We start from the raw sequence: 21424 nt of genomic DNA, 5'->3' as shown, positions 1-21424 counted from the left end.
CGGGGGAGTGTCAGGAGCGACTCTCGACCTGGACGGCGGGCTCCAGCGGGGAGGCGATGTCCTGGGGCTTGCTGCGGGACGCCCAGTCGCGGATGCCCATCAGGACCATGACGAAGAAGATGCCGTAGACGATGCCGGAGAAGTACAGCTCCGAGTGGATGGCCAGCGGCACGCCGACCAGGTCCACGGCCAGCCAGACGAACCAGAACTCGATGTAGCGGCGGGCCTGGCTGTACATGGCGAGAATCGATCCGATGAAGATCCAGGCGTCGGCGAGGATCATCCACCACGGGGCGCCCGGGTAGAACGAGGCGTCCTTCCAGTTGAGCACCGCGCCGAACGCGGCAGTGCCGAGCACCATCGCGCCTATCAGCAGGGCGCGTTCGGTCCAGGTCGCCCAGCGGACGTTGATGACGCCTTCCTGCTCGCGGCTGCGCTTCCAGGTCGCCCAGCCCCAGGAGGCCGACATGATGATCACGACCTGCCGGGCGGCGTTGCCGCCGAGGTGCACGTTCAGGCTGGCGATCAACAGGAAGACCGAGCCGAGAATCTGGACGGGCCAGGCCACCAGCGAACGGCGCAGCGCCAGCCAGACGGTGGCGAGCGCGAGGATGTTGCCCAGGAAGTCGGACCAGTAGACGGGGAGTCCGAAGAAGCTGAACTGCTCGTTCAACCAGTTGAATGCGCTCATTGCTCACACCTTTGTTCGTTCGGAGCGAGGAGGGGGAAGAGCGGCCGGGCCCTGCGAGGGAGGATGCGGGGGCGGGGCCGGCCGGGCACGCGGGCGTTGGGCGCAGACGTGGGTGTGGGGGTGAGGGTGCGTGCCGTGCAATGGGAAGGGGGGAGGGGGCGCGAGGAGGGGGAAGAGCGGCCGGGCCCTGCGAGGGAGGATGCGGGGGCGGGGCCGGCCGGGCACGCGGGCGTTGGGTGCAGACGTGGGTGTGGGGGGAGGGTGCGTGCCGTGCAGCGGGAAGAGGGGGTGGTCGGCCCCGCATCGGGGGAAGCGGGGGCGGGGCCGACCGGCTTGTGGGGTACGGGCCGCGAGGCCGTGCGTACCTGAAAAATAACGAAGTTGACGAAACGTCAGCTGAGCGCAGCGGCCCGAACGCGGCAGCCGTGCGCCGAGTCCAGCAGCGCCTCCGAGCGGCGGACGTCCGCCTTCACGGCGAGCAGTAGCTCGTCCACCGAGGCGAACCTGACGGTGTCCCGGATCCGGGCGACGAACCAGAGGGCGACGTGCTCGCCGTACAGGTCGTCGGAGGTGTCGTGGCAGTACACCTCGGTGTGGATCCGCGGGCCGTCCTCGAAGGTGGGGTTGGTGCCGATGCTGATCGTCGCGCGGTGCACGGCGCCGGAGGCCGGGCGGGCCAGCCAGCCGCTGTAGATGGCCGGTGGCGGGACGTCCGCGTCGGGGTCGGGGGAGATGTTGGCGGTGGGGAAGCCGAGGCCCCGGCCCCGTCCGGCACCGTGAACGACGGTGCCGGACAGGCGGGTTGGCGAGGGCGAGGGGTCAGGCATGGGGGGACAGCTCGCGGAACTGGCTGGTGTGGAAGACCAGCGGCTCCACGCCGGGGAACAGTTCGGCTGTGAGCAGCTCCATCAGGACGATCTCGTGGTCGCCGCCGTCGTACACCGCGCCGACCCGGGCGGTCAGCCACAGCGCGGCGCCCTCGATGAGCACCGCGCCGTCCGGCGTGGCCTGCCAGTCGGTGCCCTCGAAGCGGTCGCCCGAGCGGGCGGCCAGCCGGCGGCAGAGCGTGCCCTGGCCGTGGCTGAGCACGCTGAGCCCCAGCACCGGCAGGTCGGCGAGGCGCGGCCAGGTGGTCGAGGTGCGGGCCACGCTGACCGCGATCATCGGCGGTTCCAGCGATATCGACACGAACGAGCTCGCCGCGAACCCGTCCGGCGCACTGTCGCGCAGTGCGCCGATCGCGACCACGCCGGTGGGGTACGCCCCGAAGGCCTGGCGCAGCGTGGCCGCGCTCAGGTCGCCGGTCGGCCCGGGCAGCGTGGCCGCGCTCAGGTCGCCTGTCGTGCTCGGCCGAGCGGCCGTGCTCAAGTCACCGGCTGTCGTGGGGTGGTGGGCAGGAGTGGCCATGGCCGTCGTCGTCCTCTCGTCGCTAAATGGCGCGAATGGCGTGGGTGGCGTGGGTGTGCGGGCGGGGAGGGTCAGCGGCGGTAGCGGGCGGCCGGGTGGCTGGCCGGCAGGGCGCGGTCCTCGGCACCGGTCAGGCGCTCGCGCAGCGACTCGCCGTCCGTGTACTCGCCGCGGAACACGCCGCGCTTGCGCAGGATCGGCAGGACCGACTCGACGAACTCGACGGTGGAGGCCGGCTGCACGGGCGGCGACAGCAGGAAGCCGTCCAGGTCCGCGCCCTCGGCGAGCGCGCAGATCTCGTCGGCGATCTCCTCGGCGGTGCCGACCACGGGGCGGGCGCCGACGCCGTGGGTGTGCCAGTCGGCGAGCACGTCGCCGACCGTCTTGTCGGCGAACCGGGCGACCTGGGTCTGCGACATCTCGGTGGACAGCTCGCTCATCGGGGTGTCCGGCGCGTACGAGGACAGGTCCAGGCCGGTGAACATCGCGTACGAGGCGACGGTGACCTCCGGGCGCTGCGCGTCCAGGATCCGCTGCCAGCGGCGCTCGGCGTCCTGGGTGCTCGCGCCGACCACGCAGGAGAACGCCGACATGATCTTGACCTGGTCGGCGGCGCGGCCGGCCTTCACGGCCTCCTCGCGGATCGCCTTGGTGTGGCCCGCCAGCTGCGCGACGCTGCCGCTGCCGACGAACATGCACTCGCCGTGCCGCCCGCCGACCCGGCGGCCCGCCGGGGACGCGCCGGCCTGGAACAGCACCGGGGTGCCCTGCGGGGAGCGGGCGGTGTTGCCGTAGCCGTGCGAGCGGAAGTACGGGCCCTCGTGCTCGACCAGGTGCACCTTCGCCGGGTCGGCGAACCGGCCGGCCTTGTCCTTCTCCAGGGCGTCCGGCTCCCAGGAGCCCTCCCAGTACTTGTAGACCAGGTCGAGGAAGTCCTCGGCCATCGCGTACCGGTCGTCGTGCGCCACCATGTCCATCCCGAACGCCTTCACGGCGGTGTCGGCGGTGCCGGTGGTGACGATGTTCCAGCCCAGCCGGCCGCCGGACAGCTGGTCCAGGGTGGCCAGGCGGCGGGCGAACCCGTACGGCGGCTCCACCAGCACCGAACCCGTCACCACCAGGCCGAGGTCGGTGGTCGAGGCGAGCAGCGCCGAGGCGATCACGAACGGGTCCAGGCGCGGCAGGTCGAGGGTCTCCTCGGTGGCGATCGGCGGGCGCACCCCGTTGATCTCCGACCAGCCCCAGGCGTCCGCCAGGAACAGGAAGTCCAGCTTGGCGTCCTCGCAGAGCTGCGCGACCTCGCGCCAGTAGCCGAGAGTGTCGAACAGGTGTCGACGGCTGTCGGGGTGGCGCCAGGTGGCGGTGCCGCTCGCGTTGGTCTGGGCGTTCTCGAACAGTCCGAGCTTGAGGCTGCGCATGGGTGTTCTCCGTTGAACTGATGCTGCGGGTGACAGGAAAGTCTGTGGGACGTCAGTGAAGTGACGGTAAATCAGGAAGGCGTGGGGGTGTCAGGGCGCAGTGGGGGAGTCGAGCTGCGCCGCGTACGGCATCGAGGATTGCGCGCCGAGCCCGGTGACGGCCAGCGAGGCCGCCCGGACGGCGCGTTCGGCTGCGGCGAGCAGGTCGGTGCCGCGGGCGAGGGAGTCGGCGAGTGCCCCGCAGAAGGTGTCGCCGGCTCCGACGGTGTCGACGGCTTCCACCTCGGGGGCGGGCAGATGGACGGCGGGCCGGCCGGGCTGCTTGACCAGCGCCCCGTCCGCGCCGAGCGTCACCACCACGGCCCCGCAAGGCAGTTCGGCGTTCTCCAGCAGTTCGCGGGCGCCGTCGGGGCCGGTCGGACGCTCGACGCCCAGCAGCGAGGCGAGTTCGCCCAGGTTGGGGACCAGGACGTCTACTGCCGCCAGCACCTCCCGCGCCACCGGGCGGGCCGGCGCCGGGTTGAGGACGACCGTGCCGCCCTGCTGTCGGGCCCGGAGCGCCGCGGCGGCGACCACCTCGGGGGCGATCTCGTGCTGGAGAAGCAGTACATCGCTTGCGGCGCTTGCCAGTTGCTCCGGCAGGTCGGCGATGGCGAGTGCCGCGTTCGCGCCCGGGTTGACCACGATGGTGTTCTCGCCCGCGCGGTCGACCACCACCGAGGCGATCCCGGTGCTGGCGTCCTCGGCCGGGAGCACCGCCGCGACGTCCACACCCTCGGCGGCCAGCGCCCGCAGGATCGGTTCCGCGTCCGCCCCGACCCGGGCCACCAGCCGCACCCGCGAACCGAGCCGGGCGGCCGCCACGGCCTGGTTGGCGCCCTTGCCGCCGACACCCTCCACGAAGCCCTCCGCGAGCACGGTCTCGCCAGGTCGCGGCAGGTCCTGAACGGTCAGCACAAGATCGCGGTTGACCGAACCGACGACGGTGATGGACGGCATCTGCGCTCCTTGGGAGCTCCTTGGGAGATCGATTTCCCACACTCTGGCCCAGCCCTCGCCGACCGTCAAGTACCCTCGTGCTGCGCATTCCGCCAGCTCGGACATACCGGTCCGCGGCCGCCCGATCCGAGACCGCGCCGACATCGTTTCGACACCGAAATCGTCGGCGCCCACCGCCGACACCATTCCCGACCGGGGAGGACCCCCACGTGACAGCGCCCCGACTCCTCGACGTGGCCGCAGCCGCCGGCGTCTCCCGCGCGACCGCGTCACGCGTCCTGGCCGGCACCCCGCGCAACGTCGACCCCGAACTCGCCCGCCGCGTCGAGGATGCCGCCCGCGAACTCGGCTACCGCACCAACCACTCCGCGAGAGCGCTGCGCACCGGCACCACCGGCACCGTCGGCGTGGTCGTCCCCTCCCTCGCCAACCCCTACTTCGTCCAGCTCGCCGACGCCATCGCCCAGCAAGTCCGCGCCGCCGGCGGGCAGTTGGTCGTCTCCGACGCCGCGAACTCGACGCAGATCGAGGCCGAACAGATCGAAACCCTGCTCGGCGGACGGGTGGACGGCCTGGTCGTCGTCCCCGTCTCGGCCGCCGCCTCCGGTCCCGCCGTCCGGGCCGCCGCCAAACGCGCACCCCTCGTCCTGTTCGACCGCTGGGCCGGCGGCTCCGGGACGGTCGCGGTCACCCTCGACAACGCCGCCGCGATGCGCCTGCTCCTCGACCACCTCGACACCCTCGGCCGCCACCGCATCGCCCTGGTCGCCGCCGACCAGGCCTCCTCCTCCGGCGCGGAACGCCTCGCCGCCTTCACCGCCGCCCGCGGCGACGACGCCACCACCGTCCTGCTCCCCAGCTTCACCACCGACGCCGGCCGCACCGCCGGGCGGCGGATCGCCGCGCAGCGCGACGGCATCGACGCCGTCGTCTGCGGCGCGGACGTCCTCGCCGTGGGCCTGGTCTCCACCCTGCAGCGCTCGGCGGTGTCGGTGCCCGGGGAGATCGCCGTCACCGGGTTCGACGACACCGAGATACTCGAACTCCTCGATCCGCCGATCACCTCGATCCGCCACCCGCTCGCCGCGATGGCCGAACGCACCCTGACGCTTCTTCAGGCCCCTTCCAGGGAACGGACCGAGACCGTGGAGCGCTTCGTTCCGCAGCTGGTCGTCCGGGCCTCCACCGACGCGAACGCCTGACGGCGCGCCGGGCGGGCCCGGCCCAGGTCAGCGGGCCGGCGCAGGTCAGCGGGCCGGGGCGGCTGAAACGGCTGGCCCTGCGGTGGATGCGGTGGGCCTCCTGCCGGTGGCGGGGTGTGCGCGGTACCGCGACGGTGGCGGGGCGGGAGAAGAACCACCGTTTGACGCCCTCGATCAGGACGAGGTAGACGACGACCATCGTCACAAGGGCGAGGAAGAAGGCGGGCGGCGGAGCCGTGAATCCCAGCGTCGCGGCCAGGGACGAGAGCGGGAGCGCGACGCCCAGGGCCACCACGCCGAGCGACGCGGCCAGCAGCGGGATGCTCGGGCGGCTGCGCAGGAACGGGATCCGGTGGGTGCGGATGGCGAAGATCACCAGCGTCTGGGTGGCGAGGGATTCCACGAACCAGCCGGAGCGGAACAGCTCGGGCCCGGCGTGGAAGACGCCGAGCATCACCCAGAAGGTGAGGAAGTCGAAGAGCGAGCTGACCGGGCCGAAGCACAGCATGAAGCGGCGGATGAAGCCGATGTCCCAGTGCGAGCCGCCGCCCGGCCTCCGCGCCGGACAGCCCGGCGCAGGTGCTGCCCAGGCGGGCGAGCACCTGCTCGGCGTCCTGCGTGGCGGCCTGGCGGGCGGGCATCCCGGCGGCGGCGTCCTGCTGCCCGGCAGCCGGACGCACCGGGCCCGGCCGGGTGAGGGTCCGGTGCGTCCGGCTGGAACCCCTGTCAGCCGGGGCTGCGGGTCAGTGACCGGCGGTCGGCACGTCGGCGTGCTCGGCGCGGGCGGTGTCCCGGTGCTCGGTGTCGCGGGCGGTGTCCCGGTGCTCGGTGTCGCGGGCGGTGTCCTGGTACTCGGTGTCCCGGACGACGACGACCGGGCAGGTGGCGTGGTGGACGCAGTGCTGGCCGACCGAGCCGAGCATCGCCCCGGTGAAGCCTCCGTGGCCCCGGCTGCCGATGACCAGGAGTTCGGCGCCCTTGGCGGCGTCCAGCAGGACGCGGGCCGCGTTGCCGCGCTCCACCCGGCGGCTGATCTCGACCGGGTGGGCCGGGTCCTTCTCCTCCTCGGTGACCTGGGCGAGCGTCTGCTCGGCGGCCGTGGTGAAGTCCGCGTCGGTCAGCGTCATTCCCCAGCCGTAGATGGCCGGGAACTCCCAGGTGATCACCGCTTCCACGGCGGCACCCGTCAGGGCCGCCTGCCGTACTGCCCAGCGCAGGGCGGCCCGGGACGACTCCGAGCCGTCCACTCCCACCACGATGCGCCGCTGCGCCGTGCTGCCGGTCCCGTTCATGCTGGTGTCCTTCCGATCGGTGGGTTGTCGGGTTGCGTGGTTGCGCGGTGCGGTTCAGCCGCGCAGGTCGAAGACGAGGCGGGCGGCGACCTTGCCGTCCAGGACCTCGGTGATGCAGGCGTTGACGTCCTCCAGGCGGCGGCTCTCCCGGATCACCCGGGTGCGGCCGAGGGCGTGCAGGGCGAACACCTCGGCGAGGTCCTGGCGGGTGCCGACGATGGATCCGACCACCTTGGTGCCGTTCAGCACCGTCTCGAACACCGGCAGGGTCAGCTCGCCCTCGGCGGGCAGCGCGACCAGGACGAGGGTGCCGCCGCGCCGCAGCGCGCCGTACGCGGCGCGGAAGGAGTCGTTGCTGACGGCGAGGGCGATCGCCGCGTCCGCCCCGCCGAGCCGCTGCACCTCGGCGGCGACGTCCTGGACCCGGGCGTCGATCACGTGGTCGGCGCCGAGCTCGCGGGCGAGGGCCAGCTTGTCGTCGGTGACGTCGACCGCGACGGTCTCGGCGCCGAAGATCCGGGCGTACTGCAGCGCCAGGTGGCCGAGGCCGCCGATGCCGGAGACCAGGACGCGCGTGCCGGGCCGGGCGCCGGAGACCTTGAGCGCCTTGTAGGTGGTGACGCCGGCGCAGGTGAGCGGAGCGGCGTCCAGCGGGTCGACCCCGTCGGGGACGGGGACGACGTAGTCACCGTGGGCGACGGCGTACTCGGCGTAGCCACCGTCCACCGAGTACCCGCTGTTCTGCTGGCGGGTGCAGAGGGTCTCCCAGCCGTCCACGCAGTGGTCGCAGCGGCCGCAGGCCTCGGCGAGCCAGGGGATGGCGACCCGCTCGCCGACCCGGACGTGCCGGACGTCCGCGCCGGTCGCCTCGACGATGCCGACTCCCTCGTGCCCGGGGACGAACGGCGGGTTCGGCTTGACCGGCCAGTCGCCGCGGGCGGCGTGGATGTCGGTGTGGCACAGCCCACAGGCCTCCAGCCGGACCAGCACCTGGTGCGGTGCCGGGGCCGGCACCGGCCGGTCCTCGATGACGAGCGGTGCGGTGAAGTCGCGGACGACGGCGGCCTTCATGGTGTTCCTGCCCTTCGTACGGAACGGCGGCGGTTTCCGGTCCGCGCCGGTTCTGCTGTGTCTCCATCCCACCGCCCGGGCCCGCCGTTCACAGGGGTCGAGCGGTGCACTCGCGGCGGGCTGAAGGTCCCCGGCCGCCGAGGGCCGCTGGTTACCGGGGCTGCGCCGGGTCGTGCGGGACGACCGCCACCGGGCCGTGGGCGTGGTGGACGACCGCGTGTGCCAGATGCCCCAGGTGCGGCGCGGCCAGCGGATGCGCGGGGGCGCGCCGGCCCAGCACCACCAGGGCCGCGCCGCGCGAGGCCTCCAGCAGGGCCCGGGACGCGCCCCAGCCGGTCACCTCCGCCACCGTGCGCACCTCGGGGAACTTCTCCTGCCAGGGGGCCAGCGCGTCCTGCAGGCGGACGGTCTTCGCCTCCACCAGCGACCGCCGGATCTCCGCCGGTTCGATCGGGGCGTCGGTCCGCAGCGGCCCGTGCGGCTCGGCCCCGCCCTCCAGGGCCCGCAGCACGGCCCCGCGCCGGGCGGCCTCCTCGAAGGCGAACCCGAGGACGGCGCCGGACGGCTGCTCGCCCCGCATGCCGACCACGACCTCGCCGGGGCCGTCCGGGTCCGCGGCGCCTCCCGGCACCAGGACGACCGGGCACCGCGCCTCCGCGGCCGTGCGCAGCGCGACGGAACCGAGGAGCCGCCCGGCGAGCCGGCCCGATCCCCCGGAACCGAGCACCAGCAGCCACTGCTTCTCACCGGCGGCGGCCAGCACGGACCACGGCTCGCCGGGGACCGCCTCGCAGGAGACGTCCAGCCCCGGCAGGGCGTGCACGAGCTCGGCCCGGAGCGTCGTCGCGAACTCCGGCAGCGCGTGCCCGGCCGGTTCGCGGTGCCCGAAGGCGCTGCCCGACGGTGACGCCACGTACAGCAGCCGGAGGGCGACGCCGCGCCGGAGCGCGTCGGCCGCCGCCCAGCGGGCCGCTGCGGCGCTCTCGGCAGAGCCGTCGACACCGGCCACGACGGAATCGCACATGGGAGGACCTCCAGGGGGTGCGGATGGTCCGGGCGGCGGTCCGCCCGGCCTCGTGCTCCCGTCAGCGTCGCCGCGGCCCCGGCCGTCCGGACAGGGGTCGGAAGCCCCCGGCGGGTCCCGAAGGTCCCGCAGGCCGTCGCCCGTCCGGGACGGCCTCGCCGGACCGCCCGCACCGGCCCCCGACCGGGCGGGACCATGGGCCCGGCCCGGGGGCCGGGCAGGCATTGGACTCGGAGGGTGCACCTCGGCCAGGATGATCATGGACCCCCGGCGACCACGCCCGGGGCCGCCCCGAGCAACGGAGAGCAGGGACACCGCCATGGGCACGTTCGTTCTGGCCGGCACCGACGGTTCGGCCGAGAGCACCGCCGCAGCGCACTGGGCGGCCGACGAGGCGCTGCGCCGCGGCCTCGCCCTGCGCCTCGTTCACGCCTGGACCTGGGAGGACGACCTGCACGCCGACCCCAGCCAGCCGGAGTCCGTGCGCACCCTGGCGGAGCGGATGCTGGCCGACACCGCGCAGCAGGTGCGCGAGGCCCACCCGGGGCTGGAACTGCACACCGGCCTGCTGACCGGCGGCGAGCCCGCCGCCGACCTGGCCGCCGCGGCGGCCGAGGCGGAGCTGCTCGCCGTCGGTTCGCTGGGCCTGGGCCGCTTCGAGGGCCTGCTGGTGGGGTCGATCGGCCTCGACGTCGCGGCGCGCTGCGAGGTGCCGGTCGTGCTGGTACGGGCCGCGCAGCCGCAGCCGGGCGAGGCCCCCGGCGAGGTGGTCGTCGGGATCGACACCCACGCCCCGGCGGACGCCGTCGTCGAATTCGCCTTCCGCGCGGCCGAGGCCCGCGGCGCGGTGCTGCGCGCCGTCCACGGCTGGACTCCGCCCCCGGTCTGGGGCTACGCGGGCGGGGTGGCGCCGGCGACCGAGGCCGAGCAGTTCCGCGTCCTCGAGGCGGAGCTGCTCACTCAGGCGCTCGGCGTGTGGCGGGCCAAGTACCCGCAGGTCACGGTGGTCGAGGACAGCCGGATCGGCAGCGGTGCCGGGGCAGTGGTGGACGCCTCCGCCGGCGCCGCCCTGGTGGTGGTCGGCCGCCGCCGCCACCGCCTGGGCCGGGTCGCCCACGCGGTCAGCCACCACGCCAAGTCGCCGGTCGCCATCGTCCCCCACGACTGACTCGCCCCACCCGCCCGGCGGGTGTCCGGACAGCAGAACGCCCCGCTCGGCCAACCGCCGTGCGGGGCGCTTTCGCTGCCCGGCCGCCGGTCGGGCCCGGGCCTCGTCGACGATGCCCGTTATCAGCGTAACTGCCTGACGGAGCGTCAACTTGCTGTCCCCTGGCCCTGGTTGAATCACACCATCGACGGTCGGCGCGGGTCCGTCGGGTCGATCGCGTGCTCGTCGAAGAGCTGCTCCAGCGCCTCGTGCCCGTGCGCGCGACGGAACGCGATCTCGGCGGACGTCACCGGCGGCAGCCACAGCACGCGGGCCTCGCCGCCACCCGGCTGCGGGCAGTGCTCCAGGGCCGGGCCGTGCAGGTGCGGGAGGCTCCGCAGCAGGTGGTCGCAGGCCGAACCGGGCAGCCACGGCTCACCGATCGGGAAGCTGTGCTCGATGCCCAGACGGTGCGACGCGTGGCAGGACGCCACCATGGTGAGCAGCTCGGCGAAGCGCGGGTCTTTCCCCGCCGCGGTCAACACGAACTCCAGCCCGCGGCCGTCGCCCAGCAAGTCCGCGCCGCCGGCGGGCAGTTGGTCGTCTCCGATGCCGCGAACTCGACGCAGATCGAGGCCGAACAGATCGAAACCCTGCTCGGGGGACGGGTGGACGGCCTGGTCGTCGTCCCCGTCTCGGCCGCCGCCTCCGGTCCCGCCGTCCGGGCCGCCGCCAAACGCGCACCCCTCGTCCTGTTCGACCGCTGGGCCGGCGGCTCCGGGACGGTCGCGGTCACCCTCGACAACGCCGCCGCGATGCGCCTGCTCCTCGACCACCTCGACACCCTCGGCCGCCACCGCATCGCCCTGGTCGCGCCGACCAGGCCTCCTCCTCCGGCGCGGAACGCCTCGCCGCCTTCACCGCCGCCCGGGGCGCCGACGCCACCACCGTCCTGCTCCCCAGCTTCACCACCGATGCCGGCCGCACCGCCGGGCGGCGGATCGCCGAGCAGCGCGACGGCATCGACGCCGTCGTCTGCGGCGCGGACGTCCTCGCCGTGGGCCTGGTCAGCACGCTGCAGCGTTCGGCGGTGTCGGTGCCCGGGGAGATCGCCGTCACCGGCTTCGACGACACCGAGATACTCGAACTTCTCGACCCGCCGATCACCTCGATCCGCCACCCGCTCGCCGCGATGGCCGAACGCACCCTGGCCCTCCTGCCGTCCCCCGCGCGGGAACGGACCGAGGACGTCGAACGCTTCGCCCCCCAACTGGTCGTCCGGGCCTCCGCCGACGCGAACGCCTGACGGCCTGCTCCGGCCCTGGGTAGGGGACTTGAGTATCCGTACTCAGGCAGGGCCGGTTGGGGGAGGACGAAACTGTTCGGGCACGTCGGGATTTCGGAACCCGACGGTCTCGGAGGGGAAATCATGAAGCGTACGACTTTCGCGTGGGTCGCTGCAGTGGCGGCACTCGTGGTGGCGGCGGGCCCGGCGGCCGCCGGACAGGACGGGGAACCCGACCACGGCATGCCCGGCACGGGCGAGATCCTGCCGCACCCGGGGCCCGACGGCCTGATCTGGATCCCGGACTGGATCGGCAACGGTGGAGCCGTCACCGGCGGCGCCAGCCCCAACGGCCTGCCGGTCGTCGTCACGGTCGGCTGCCAGGGTGGCAGCGACGGCGCGGGTGAAGTGCAGGTCACCTACCGGCCGGAGTATGGCGACACCACCCCCGTGAAGTTCACCGTGCCCTGCCCCGTCGACACCGTCGGCCGCGGCTCGGTCGTGGTCACGGCCGAACAGGGCCGGGCCTTCTACGTCGGGGTCTTGACCTCGGCCCCCGACGTGCACTGGGGGCTGACGGTCGCACAGCCGGAGTCCTGACCCGGCCACCCGGGCCGCACCGAACTCCAGCTTCGGCGCGGCCCGGCGCCCGGGCCGTCTGCTCCCGGCCACCGGATCGCCGGGCCGACCGTCAACCGGCGTGCAGCGAGCCCGACGTGACGGCACGTCAGTCAGTTATGCACCCTCGTCCGGCCGGCGGATCGGGCTCATAGCCGCATCGGGGCGGCGGGGGCGGCCTCGGTCACCACGTCCAGGGACTCGGCGTCCCAGCCGGCGGTGCCGTCGGTGAACACGAGGTTCTCCTCCAACTCCCCTTCCGGCGAGGCCTCTTCCGTCCCCGCCAGGAACACCGCGACGTCGTCGTTCGGAGCGGGCGCGGCGCCGACGGGGTGCACTGACAGGAGTGCCAACTCACCGTTCGCGCGAGCGACCAGCAGTTCACCGCTCGCGGTGGCGGCCAGCGCGGACACCGGGACGCCGTCCGGGTGCGGGTGTTCGGTGGACTCCCGTGCCTCGACGTCGAGTTCGAGCAGCGAACCGGTGGGCGTGCCGATCCACAGCACACCGGGCCGGGCGTCCCAGGCGAGGTTGTGGTGCGGCCACGCCTCGGACGGGTCCTCGGCGAGCGTCGTCGTCAGGACGTTCCGCAGCGAGGGGAACGCGAACACGTCCAGCGACTCGACGTACGCGTTGCCCCGGACGGCGAGATGCCGCCCGTCCGCGCTGAACAGCGGCGTGTCGTAGCCGTCGACGTGCAGGATCAGCGCGTGCCGCTGCACCCGCATGCCGCCGTCGGTGCCGCCGGGCCGGGCGAACAGGCAGAAGGTGGCGGACTGGTCGCTGACCAGCGTGACGAGGAGCTCCCCGGACGGGTGCGCGCCGACCCCGGTGTCCCAGTACGGGCCCTTGGCGGTGGCGCCGGTGGCGAGATCGAGAACGTCCGAGGTGTCGCCGGACGGTTTCGCCCACAGAGTGCGGCCGTCCGGGCTGAACGCCAGGTGGTGGTAGACGGCCGTGACCTGCTCGGGTGCCGACGGCCCGTCGGGCGTCCAGCGCGTCAGGGTGGAGCCGTCGGCGACGACGAGCAGCGGCTGCTCGGGATGCCACGCCAGCGGGGGAGGGACGTTGGCGCGCCACCGGTCGGCCGGGTCGAGTTCGGGCGCCAACCCGAGGTCCACCGGGGTGAGTTCACGCAACCGCCCGCCGTCACAGTCCCAGATCCGGACCAGCCGGCTCTCCCGGGCAGTACCGGCCACCAGTGGGAGCCGGGGGTGACGGGCGAGCTGCTCGACGGGGCGCCGGCCGTCGGCCGACAGGTGGGCCAGCAGGGCGAGTTGGGTCATAGCGGCACCGTAGTGGCCGGGCGTGACACCAACACGGCGTGCTACGCGGGAAGGTCATGGCCCATCGCCCGCAGGACATCGGCGAGCCACACCAAGTGGTGCCCCGTCGCGCGATCCTGGTCCGCCAGCAGGGCCGTCAGATGCTGCCATGACTCCGAGAGCTGCCCGATCGTCAGGATCTCCGGATCCCTGGCGACGTCGTACAGCGCGTCCGAGGGGACGGACCAGAAGTACTCCTTGTCCAGGAGGACGGAATCACCCGCCGCGGCGGCTTCCACGCGGCTCAGCAGCACGTCGAACGACTTGCGCAGGTCGGCGAGGGAGATGGACAAGGGCTCACCAGTCATGAGCGCCATTATGGCGGACCGGCGTCAGAGCGCTGCGGTCGGCCGGGTCGAACTCGGGCGCCAACCCGTCCTCCACGGGAGTGAGTTCGCGCAACCGCCCGCCGCCGCCGGTTCAAATTTTCCGGGCGCTCTGACCGGGCCGTCTGTCATCCTCGGGCGCGTGCCAGCCCGTAACCGCCGCCTGCCGCGGCACCTGTCGTGGCCGCTCACCTCGACGGACGTCTGCTCCGCCCTCGGTGAGACGCCGTCCAACGCCCTCATGCTCCACTTCGACAACGTTCCCCGGACGGATGGAACCCTCCTCCGGGCGTCGTGGATGCCACCGATCGGCTCGAACTACGGCACCGGCCTGTGCCCCGACATGTGGTCGAGCGTCTGGATCACCATCGCCACCGTCCCGAGCGGAGAACGGGCCGCCGCCCGCCGGATCCTGCGCGAGCAGGCACTCCCCGCACTCCGGGAGTGGGTGGACAAGGCCCGGCACGGGTCCGAAGCCTGGGCGCTGAGCAGGCACAGCATCTCCTGGCGGCTCGTCGACCAGTCCCTTCACCTGAGCCGTGATCAACAGCCGTACCAACCGGTCGAGCTTCCCTGAGACCGCCGTCCTCAGGGTGTCTGTGCGCCCCGGAACTGGTTCATGTTGGCCTGGATCTGGAGCCAGGTCGGGTCGGCGGGAGAGGCCTCGGTGACGGTGGTGAGGTCGTCGTCGGTCCAGGTGCGGGTGCCGTCGGTGAGGAGCAGGTCGCTGTCCTCGGGGGCCTCCTCGGTCGCGGCGAGGAAGCTTGCGACGTCCTCGGCCGCGGACCCGGTGGCGGGCGCCGGGTCGTGGAGCGCCGACAGGAGGACCAGTTCGCCGCTGTCGAGGGCGAGCAGCAGTTCGCCGTTCGCGGTGGCGGCCAACGCGGTGAGCGGGGCGCCGAGTCGCAGGTCGTGTTCGACGTCCGACCGGGCCTCGACGTCCAGTTCGAGCAGCGTCCCGTTGGGGGTGCCGATCCACAGCAGGCCCGGAGCGGCGCCGAAGGCGAGATTGTGGCGCGACCACTCGCCGCCGCTCTCGGGCTCCTGGAAGGAGGTGCGCAGCACGCGGCGCAGGGACGGGAAGGCGAAGACGTCGACCGATTCGGTGTACGCGTTGCCGCGGATCGCGAACAGCCGCCCGTCGGGGCTGAACAGCGGGGTGCCGTAGCCGTCGCAGTCCAGGACCAGCGTGTGCCGTTGCACCCGCATCGCACCGCCGTCCGGCTGGGCGAACAGGCAGAAGGTGGCGCCCTGGTCACTGGCCAGGGTGGCGACGAGCGCGCCGGAGGGGTGGGTGGCGACGCCGGTGTCCCAGGGCCGGGCGGGGCCGGTCACCGCGCCGGTCGCGGGGTCGAGGACGTCCGATCCCGCCCACTCGTCCTCGGCGGACGGCGTGGCCCACAGGTGCCGACCGTCCGGGCTGAACGCCAGCACCTCGTACGCGGCCGCGGCCGGAAGACGCACCGGATCGGACGGGCCGTCAGGGCTCCACCGCAGCAGCGACTCCCCGTCGGCCACCAGCAGCAGCGGCTCCTCCGGATGCCAGGCCACCGCCGGCGGCGCGTCCTCCCCCCAGGGGGTGCTGCCCGGCTCGACGTCGAGCGAGGCGAGCTCACGCAGCTGCCCCTCGCCGCAGTCGTAGACGCGCACGGTGCGGCCCTCGGTCGCCGTACCGACCGCCAGCGGCAGGCGCGGGTGGCAGGTCAGCCGTTCCACCGGGTGGTCGGCGTCGTCCGACAGGCGGGCCAGTACTGCGAGTTCGGTCATGACGGCAGGCTAGTGCGCGCATCCGACAGCCGGCGCCGAAGAAATGCGCCGGCCCCACCGACGCGCCGTGGGTCAAGGTGGGGCCCGATGACGACCGGCAACGCTCCCACGGGTGAGGGCGCCCCCGAACCCGACTGGTACAACGACGACGAGCCGGGCCGGCGCTACGCGCACCCCGACGACCTGTTGGGCTCCCTGCAGAACGGGCACGGCGTCGGGGCCATCCGCGCCATGACGGAGCCCGGTGCCGCCGAGCCGTGGCGGACCTGGGCGCCGGACCCACCTGCGGACGGTGCGCAGGCCACCGGCCCGATCCGCCCGGTCTGCGCCCCGCCGACGGCCGAGGTGGGCGCGCTGCCGGCCGGCCCGGGTGACGCGCCGCTGCCCGATCTGCTGGCCGCGTGGAGGCGCAAGTGGGAGGCCGACGAGTGGTGCGGCTTCGCCCCGCTGGCCGATGCGATCGCCCGGTACGGGCCGGCGGCGGCCGAAGCGCTGCCCGCTCTGGGCGCGCTGTGGAAGTGGACCCCGCACTCGGCCGAACGCGCCGCCGTCCTGCGGGCCATCGCCGCCGTCGCCCCGGTGGCCAGTCGGCGGGCGCTGACGCAGGGGCTGTGGGACTGCGAGTCCGGCGTCCGCCTGCTGGCCGCCACCCTGGTGCCGCTGGGCCGGCGGGCGGTCACTCGGCTGAAAGCGCTGCGTGACGACCTCTTGGAGACCGCCGAGGTCCGCCGCGTGGCGGCCGCCAGGCTGACTGCGGCGGGCGAGTGCCGACGAGAAGGGCAGTAGGCGGCACACCGTCCGGAGCGGTAGCTGCAACCACCATCCACGGCCTGGTACGACAGTAAGCATTGTTGCATGATTTTGCTGCGCTGCGTATATTCATGCTGGGCTTCAGGAGGGAATGCCATGGTATTGCGAGTTGCCGTCGCCGGAGCGAGCGGGTATGCGGGCGGTGAGGTGCTGCGCCTGCTGCAAGGGCATCCGGAGGTGGAGATCGGGGCGCTGACCGGCGGCTCCAACGCGGGTCAGCGCTTCGGCGCGCTGCAGCCGCACCTGATCGGGCTGGCCGACCGGGTGCTGGAGCCGACGAACGCGCAGACGCTGGCGGGGCACGACATCGTGTTCCTCGGTCTGCCGCACGGCCAGTCCGCCGGGATCGCCGCCCAGCTCGGCGAGGACGTCCTGGTGGTCGACCTCGGCGCCGATCACCGGCTGAGGTCGTCGGCCGACTGGGAGCAGTTCTACGGTTCCCCGCACGCCGGCACCTGGCCCTACGGCCTGCCCGAACTGCCGGGCCACCGTGACGCGTTGAAGGGCAGCAAGCGGATCGCGGTGCCGGGTTGCTACCCGACCGCAGTGACGCTCGCGATGTTCCCGATGTTCGCCGCGGGCCTGGCCGAGCCGGAGGCGGTGATCACCGCCGCGTCCGGTACGTCCGGCGCGGGCAAGGCCACCAAGACGCACCTGCTGGGCAGCGAGGTGATGGGCTCGATGAGCCCCTACGGCGTCGGCGGCGGCCACCGGCACACCCCGGAGATGGCGCAGAACCTGACGCCGCTCGCGGGCGAGCCGGTCACCGTCTCCTTCACGCCGACGCTCGCGCCGATGCCGCGCGGCATCCTCGCCACCTGCTCCGCCAAGGCGAAGCCCGGCACCACCGCCGCGAAAATCAAAGCCGCGTACCAGGAGGCGTACGGCGACGAGCCGTTCGTCCACCTGCTGCCCGAGGGGCAGTGGCCGCACACCTCGTCCGTGTACGGGTCGAACGCGGCCGTGCTGCAGGTCGTGCTGGACGAACACGCCGGGCGGATCATCGCGATCAGCGCGATCGACAACCTGGTGAAGGGCACCGCCGGCGGCGCGGTGCAGAGCATGAACATCGCCCTCGGCCTCCCCGAGGAGCTCGGCCTCCCGCTGAACGGAGTCGCACCATGACGGACACCCAGAACATCGGCGTCACCGCGGCGAAGGGCTTCCGCGCGGCGGGCGTCACCGCCGGCATCAAGGCGTCCGGCACCCCGGACCTGGCGCTGGTCGTCAACGACGGCCCGCTGCACGCCGCCGCGGGCGTGTTCACCTCGAACCGGGTGCACGCCGCGCCGGTGAAGTGGTCGCGGCAGGTGCTGAAGGACGGCGAGCTGACCGCCGTCGTCCTCAACTCCGGTGGCGCGAACGCCTGCACCGGCCCGGAGGGCTTCCAGGACACCCACGCCACCGCCGAGAAGGTCGCCGCCGAACTCGGCGTCGGCGCGATCGAGGTCGCGGTCTGCTCCACCGGCCTGATCGGCGTCCGGCTGCCGATGGACAAGCTGCTGCCCGGCATCGAGCAGGCCGCCGAGGCGCTCAGCTCCACCGGCGGCGAGAGCGCCGCGATCGCCATCAAGACCACCGACACCGTGCACAAGACCGCCCAGGTCACCAGCCCGGCCGGCTGGACGGTCGGCGGCATGGCCAAGGGCGCGGGCATGCTCGCCCCGGGCCTGGCCACCATGCTGGTCGTGGTCACCACCGACGCGGTGGTAGATGCGGAGGCCTTGGACGCCGCGCTGCGCGACGCCACCCGCACCACCTTCGACCGGGTCGACTCCGACGGCTGCATGTCCACCAACGACACGGTGCTGCTGCTCGCCTCCGGCGCCAGTGAACTTGCCCCGGAGCAGGCCGAGTTCGCCGAGGCCGTGCGCACCGTCTGCGCCGACCTGGCCCGCCAGCTGATCGGCGACGCCGAGGGCGCGTCCAAGGACATCCGGATCGACATCGTGAACGCCGCCACCGAGGACGAGGCCGTCGACGTCGCCCGCACCATCTCCCGCAGCAACCTGCTCAAGTGCGCCATCCACGGCGAGGACCCGAACTGGGGCCGGGTGCTGTCCGCGATCGGCACCACCTCCGCCGCCTTCGACCCGGACCAGCTGGACGTCGCCATCAACGGCGTCTGGGTGTGCCGGGGCGGCGGCGTCGGCGAGGACCGCGACCTGGTCTCGATGAAGGGCCGCGAGGTCGTCATCACCGCCGACCTGAAGGCCGGTCAGGCCTCCGCCAGCATCTGGACCAACGACCTGACCGCCGAATACGTGCACGAGAACAGCGCCTACTCCAGCTGACCCGGGGGAATCGACACACGCCATGCAGATCGCACCCAAGGGCGAACAGGCCCGCAGCAACGCCGCCCTGCCCAAGGCCCGCACCCTGATCGAGGCGCTGCCCTGGCTGGAGCGCTTCCACGGCAAGACCGTCGTCATCAAGTTCGGCGGCAACGCCATGGTCGACGAGGACCTGAAGGCCGCCTTCGCCCAGGACGTGGTCTTCCTCCGCTACGCCGGCCTGCACCCCGTCGTGGTGCACGGCGGCGGCCCGCAGATCAGCGCCCAGCTCGACAAGCTCGGCCTGGAGTCCTCGTTCACCGCTGGCCTGCGTGTCACCACCCCCGAGACCATGGACGTGGTCCGGATGGTGCTCGCCGGGCAGGTCCAGCGCGAACTGGTCGGTCTGCTCAACGCGCACGGCCCGTTCGCCGTCGGCATGACCGGCGAGGACGCCCACACCATGACCGCGGTCAAGCGCTACGCCGTGGTCGACGGCGAACAGGTCGACATCGGCCTGGTCGGCGACATCGTCAACATCGAGGCCGGCGCGGTCAAGGCACTGATCGCCGACGGCCGCATCCCGGTGATCTCCTCGATCGCCCGCGGCGCCGACGGCCACATCTACAACATCAACGCCGACACCGCCGCCGCCGAGATGGCCGTCGCGCTCGGCGCCGAAATGCTGGTCGTGCTCACCGATGTCGAGGGCCTCTACAAGGACTGGCCGAACTCCGACGACGTGATCAGCCAGCTCAACGCCTCCGAACTGGAGGAGATGCTGCCGACCCTGGCCAGCGGCATGCTCCCCAAGATGGAGGGCTGCCTGCGCGCCGTCCGCTCCGGCGTGGGCACCGCCCGCGTCCTGGACGGACGGGTCCAGCACAGCCTGCTGCTGGAGATCTTCACCGACGAGGGCATCGGCACCATGGTCGTGCCCGACGACGACACCACCGTCCTGGGGGGCCTGGCATGAGCGAGCACGAAGCCATCAGCAACGCGTCGATCACCGAGCGGTACCGGCACACCCTGATGCACAACTACGGCACCCCGCGCATCCCGCTGGTCCGCGGCGAGGGCGCCCTGCTGTGGGACGCCGACGGCAACGAGTACCTCGACCTGGTCGGCGGCATCGCCGTCAACGCGCTCGGCACCGCGCACCCCGCGATCGTCACCGCCGTCACCGAGCAGATCGCCACCCTCGGCCACGTCTCCAACCTGTTCATGGCCGAGCCGACCATCCAACTCGCCGAGAAGCTCGTCGAGTTGGCCGGCCGCCCGGCCCGGGTGTTCTTCTGCAACTCCGGCGCCGAGGCCAACGAGGCCGCCTTCAAGATCTCCCGGCTGACCGGCCGCACCCACCTGGTCTCCGTCCAGGGCGCCTTCCACGGCCGCACCATGGGCGCCCTCGCGCTCACCGCCCAGCCCGCCAAGCAGGAACCCTTCAAGCCGCTGCCCGGCGACGTCACGCACGTCCCGCTCGGCGACATCGAAGCCCTGCGCCAGGCCGTCACCACCGAGACCGCCGCCGTCTTCCTGGAGCCCATCCAGGGCGAGAACGGCGCCGTCCCGCTGCCCGACGGCTACCTGAAGGCCGCCCGCGAGATCACCCGCGCCACCGGCACCCTGCTGGTCATGGACGAGATCCAGACCGGCATCGGCCGCACCGGCCACTGGTACGCCCACCAGGCCGAGGACGGCGCCGACCCGGACATCGTCACCCTCGCCAAGGGCCTCGGCGGCGGCCTGCCGATCGGCGCCGTGCTCGCCTTCGGCGACACCGCCGAACTGCTCGCCCCCGGCCAGCACGGCACCACCTTCGGCGGCAACCCCGTGGTCGCCGCCGCCGGCCTCGCCGTGCTGCGCACCATCGAGGAGCAGGGCCTGCTGGAGCACGTCACCAAGATCGGCGAGCGGCTGCGCCACGGCATCGAGGCGATCGGCGATCCGCTGGTCGCACAGGTGCGCGGGAAGGGCCTGCTGCTGGGTATCGTGCTCACGCAGCCCGTCGCCGCCCAGGTCCAGGCCGCCGCGCAGGACGCCGGTTTCCTGGTCAACGCGGCCGTCGCGGACGCCGTACGGCTGGTTCCGCCGCTGATCCTGACCGAGGAGCAGGCCGACCGGTTCCTTGCCGCACTGCCCGCGATCCTCCGAACGGTCCGCGAAACGGCCCCCGACGCGAACAGCTGAGCGTCTTTCAGGAGAATCTTCAGTTATGACCGAACCCCGCCCCGAGTCGACCACGGCGCCCACGCCGCAGGTCCCGCAGACCCGCACCGCGCGCCACCGCCGGATCGTGGACCTGCTGACCCGTCAGCCCGTCCGCTCGCAGAGCCAGCTGGCCAAGCTGCTCGCCGACGACGGCCTGGTGGTCACCCAGGCCACCCTCTCCCGGGACCTGGACGAACTCGGAGCGGTGAAGATCCGCAACCGGGACGGCGCGCTCATCTACGCCGTCCCGGCCGAGGGCGGCGACCGCACCCCGCGCGCCCCCATGGGCGAGTCCGCCAGCGAGGCCCGGATGGCCCGGCTGGCGGGCGAGCTGATGGTCTCCGCGACCGCCTCCGGCAACCTGGTCGTGCTGCGCACCCCGCCCGGTGCCGCCCAGTTCCTGGCCTCCGCGATCGACACCGCCGAGGTGTTCGAGATCATCGGCACCATCGCCGGCGACGACACCGTCCTGCTGATCAGCCGCGACGCGGCCGGCGGCCAGGCGCTCGCCGACCACCTGATGCAGCTCGCCCAGGCCAAGTCGCAGTAGCCCTCCAC

General features: G+C 73.2%; 23 protein-coding genes and 2 pseudogenes. 12 read left to right on the top strand and 13 right to left on the bottom strand.

Annotation, left to right across the window (positions count from 1 at the left end; translation table 11 throughout):
* Positions 1-10: 10 nt before the first annotated feature.
* The 5 genes from ACFYS8_RS20895 to ACFYS8_RS20875 all read right to left on the bottom strand — a co-directional run bounded on the left by ACFYS8_RS20895 (position 11) and on the right by ACFYS8_RS20875 (position 4515).
* The gene (locus ACFYS8_RS20895) at positions 11-691 is read right to left on the bottom strand and encodes a nicotinamide riboside transporter PnuC (protein WP_387642985.1); all 681 of its coding nucleotides are present in this window, start codon (positions 689-691) and stop codon (positions 11-13) included.
* Positions 692-1083: 392 nt separating this feature from the next.
* The gene (locus tag ACFYS8_RS20890) at positions 1084-1518 is read right to left on the bottom strand and encodes a riboflavin kinase (RefSeq protein WP_387642984.1); all 435 of its coding nucleotides are present in this window, start codon (positions 1516-1518) and stop codon (positions 1084-1086) included.
* Positions 1511-2059: a flavin reductase family protein gene (locus ACFYS8_RS20885; RefSeq protein ID WP_387642983.1), complete on the bottom strand. Its 549-nt coding sequence runs from the start codon at positions 2057-2059 to the stop codon at positions 1511-1513. Before ACFYS8_RS20885 ends, ACFYS8_RS20890 begins: the two co-directional genes overlap by 8 nt.
* A 110-nt stretch (positions 2060-2169) precedes the next feature.
* Positions 2170-3516, bottom strand: coding sequence for an NtaA/DmoA family FMN-dependent monooxygenase (locus ACFYS8_RS20880; protein ID WP_387642982.1), 1347 nt, complete (start codon positions 3514-3516; stop codon positions 2170-2172).
* 90 nt (positions 3517-3606) lie between these two features.
* On the bottom strand, positions 3607-4515 hold the full coding sequence (locus tag ACFYS8_RS20875) for a ribokinase (protein WP_387642981.1): 909 nt from the start codon (positions 4513-4515) through the stop codon (positions 3607-3609).
* Positions 4516-4724: 209 nt separating this feature from the next.
* On the opposite strand from ACFYS8_RS20875, the gene ACFYS8_RS20870 reads away from it, so the two are divergent.
* Positions 4725-5717 carry a LacI family DNA-binding transcriptional regulator gene (locus tag ACFYS8_RS20870; protein ID WP_387642980.1) on the top strand — a complete coding sequence of 331 codons (993 nt, stop codon included), beginning with the start codon at positions 4725-4727 and terminating at the stop codon, positions 5715-5717.
* A 166-nt stretch (positions 5718-5883) separates the two neighbouring features.
* On the opposite strand, the pseudogene ACFYS8_RS20865 reads toward ACFYS8_RS20870, so the two are convergent.
* The 4 genes and pseudogenes from ACFYS8_RS20865 to ACFYS8_RS20850 all read right to left on the bottom strand — a co-directional run.
* Positions 5884-6387, bottom strand: a pseudogene (locus tag ACFYS8_RS20865) (cation transporting ATPase C-terminal domain-containing protein); the annotation flags it as partial.
* A gap of 73 nt (positions 6388-6460) precedes the next feature.
* A complete protein-coding gene (locus ACFYS8_RS20860; protein WP_387642979.1) occupies positions 6461-7009 on the bottom strand; it encodes a universal stress protein in 549 nt (182 codons plus the stop codon).
* A gap of 54 nt (positions 7010-7063) precedes the next feature.
* Positions 7064-8080 (bottom strand): alcohol dehydrogenase AdhP, encoded by a 1017-nt coding sequence (gene adhP, locus ACFYS8_RS20855; RefSeq protein WP_387642978.1) that lies wholly within the window; start codon positions 8078-8080, stop codon positions 7064-7066.
* A gap of 151 nt (positions 8081-8231) precedes the next feature.
* Complete coding sequence (locus ACFYS8_RS20850) at positions 8232-9104, bottom strand: universal stress protein (protein WP_387642977.1); 873 nt, start codon at positions 9102-9104, stop codon at positions 8232-8234.
* 319 nt (positions 9105-9423) lie between these two features.
* Here ACFYS8_RS20850 and ACFYS8_RS20845 point away from each other — a divergent pair, with 319 nt between their 5' ends.
* Entirely contained in the window at positions 9424-10272 is an 849-nt protein-coding gene (locus ACFYS8_RS20845) for a universal stress protein (RefSeq protein ID WP_387642976.1), read from the top strand.
* A gap of 176 nt (positions 10273-10448) precedes the next feature.
* On the opposite strand, the gene ACFYS8_RS20840 is transcribed toward ACFYS8_RS20845, so the two are convergent.
* Positions 10449-10895, bottom strand: coding sequence for a suppressor of fused domain protein (locus tag ACFYS8_RS20840; RefSeq protein WP_387643045.1), 447 nt, complete (start codon positions 10893-10895; stop codon positions 10449-10451).
* Here ACFYS8_RS20840 and ACFYS8_RS20835 point away from each other — a divergent pair.
* From ACFYS8_RS20835 to ACFYS8_RS20825, 3 genes and pseudogenes are all read left to right on the top strand, one after another.
* A pseudogene (locus ACFYS8_RS20835) lies at positions 10848-11018 on the top strand (LacI family transcriptional regulator); the annotation flags it as partial. The gene ACFYS8_RS20840 and the pseudogene ACFYS8_RS20835 sit on opposite strands and share 48 nt — an antisense overlap.
* Positions 11015-11557 carry a substrate-binding domain-containing protein gene (locus tag ACFYS8_RS20830; RefSeq protein ID WP_387643044.1) on the top strand — a complete coding sequence of 181 codons (543 nt, stop codon included), beginning with the start codon at positions 11015-11017 and terminating at the stop codon, positions 11555-11557. The pseudogene ACFYS8_RS20835 and the gene ACFYS8_RS20830, both read left to right, overlap by 4 nt.
* A gap of 123 nt (positions 11558-11680) precedes the next feature.
* On the top strand, positions 11681-12136 hold the full coding sequence (locus ACFYS8_RS20825; RefSeq protein ID WP_387642975.1) for a hypothetical protein: 456 nt from the start codon (positions 11681-11683) through the stop codon (positions 12134-12136).
* Between the two features lie 167 nt (positions 12137-12303).
* Here the strand turns inward: ACFYS8_RS20825 and ACFYS8_RS20820 are convergent, their stop codons facing one another.
* Entirely contained in the window at positions 12304-13440 is a 1137-nt protein-coding gene (locus ACFYS8_RS20820) for a hypothetical protein (protein ID WP_387642974.1), read from the bottom strand.
* A gap of 41 nt (positions 13441-13481) precedes the next feature.
* Positions 13482-13787 carry a hypothetical protein gene (locus ACFYS8_RS20815; protein WP_387642973.1) on the bottom strand — a complete coding sequence of 102 codons (306 nt, stop codon included), beginning with the start codon at positions 13785-13787 and terminating at the stop codon, positions 13482-13484.
* A 160-nt stretch (positions 13788-13947) separates the two neighbouring features.
* Between ACFYS8_RS20815 and ACFYS8_RS20810 the strand changes: the two genes are divergently transcribed.
* On the top strand, positions 13948-14382 hold the full coding sequence (locus tag ACFYS8_RS20810; protein ID WP_387642972.1) for a hypothetical protein: 435 nt from the start codon (positions 13948-13950) through the stop codon (positions 14380-14382).
* Positions 14383-14393: 11 nt separating this feature from the next.
* Here the strand turns inward: ACFYS8_RS20810 and ACFYS8_RS20805 are convergent, their stop codons facing one another.
* Entirely contained in the window at positions 14394-15572 is a 1179-nt protein-coding gene (locus ACFYS8_RS20805; protein WP_387642971.1) for a hypothetical protein, read from the bottom strand.
* Between the two features lie 87 nt (positions 15573-15659).
* Here ACFYS8_RS20805 and ACFYS8_RS20800 point away from each other — a divergent pair, with 87 nt between their 5' ends.
* From ACFYS8_RS20800 to ACFYS8_RS20775, 6 genes are all read left to right on the top strand, one after another.
* On the top strand, positions 15660-16358 hold the full coding sequence (locus ACFYS8_RS20800; RefSeq protein ID WP_387642970.1) for a hypothetical protein: 699 nt from the start codon (positions 15660-15662) through the stop codon (positions 16356-16358).
* A gap of 120 nt (positions 16359-16478) precedes the next feature.
* Positions 16479-17507: an N-acetyl-gamma-glutamyl-phosphate reductase gene (argC, locus tag ACFYS8_RS20795; RefSeq protein ID WP_387642969.1), complete on the top strand. Its 1029-nt coding sequence runs from the start codon at positions 16479-16481 to the stop codon at positions 17505-17507.
* A gap of 14 nt (positions 17508-17521) precedes the next feature.
* Complete coding sequence (gene argJ, locus ACFYS8_RS20790; RefSeq protein ID WP_387643043.1) at positions 17522-18676, top strand: bifunctional glutamate N-acetyltransferase/amino-acid acetyltransferase ArgJ; 1155 nt, start codon at positions 17522-17524, stop codon at positions 18674-18676.
* A gap of 22 nt (positions 18677-18698) precedes the next feature.
* Positions 18699-19631 carry an acetylglutamate kinase gene (argB, locus tag ACFYS8_RS20785; protein WP_387642968.1) on the top strand — a complete coding sequence of 311 codons (933 nt, stop codon included), beginning with the start codon at positions 18699-18701 and terminating at the stop codon, positions 19629-19631.
* Positions 19628-20845 carry an acetylornithine transaminase gene (locus tag ACFYS8_RS20780; protein ID WP_387642967.1) on the top strand — a complete coding sequence of 406 codons (1218 nt, stop codon included), beginning with the start codon at positions 19628-19630 and terminating at the stop codon, positions 20843-20845. Before argB ends, ACFYS8_RS20780 begins: the two co-directional genes overlap by 4 nt.
* 25 nt (positions 20846-20870) lie before the next feature.
* Entirely contained in the window at positions 20871-21416 is a 546-nt protein-coding gene (locus tag ACFYS8_RS20775; RefSeq protein WP_387642966.1) for an arginine repressor, read from the top strand.
* Positions 21417-21424: the final 8 nt, after the last annotated feature.

The sequence above is a fragment of the Kitasatospora sp. NPDC004615 genome, assembly GCF_042873545.1.
Taxonomy (GTDB): Bacteria; Actinomycetota; Actinomycetes; order Streptomycetales; family Streptomycetaceae; genus Kitasatospora.
This window is presented reverse-complemented; position numbering and strand designations above follow the sequence as displayed.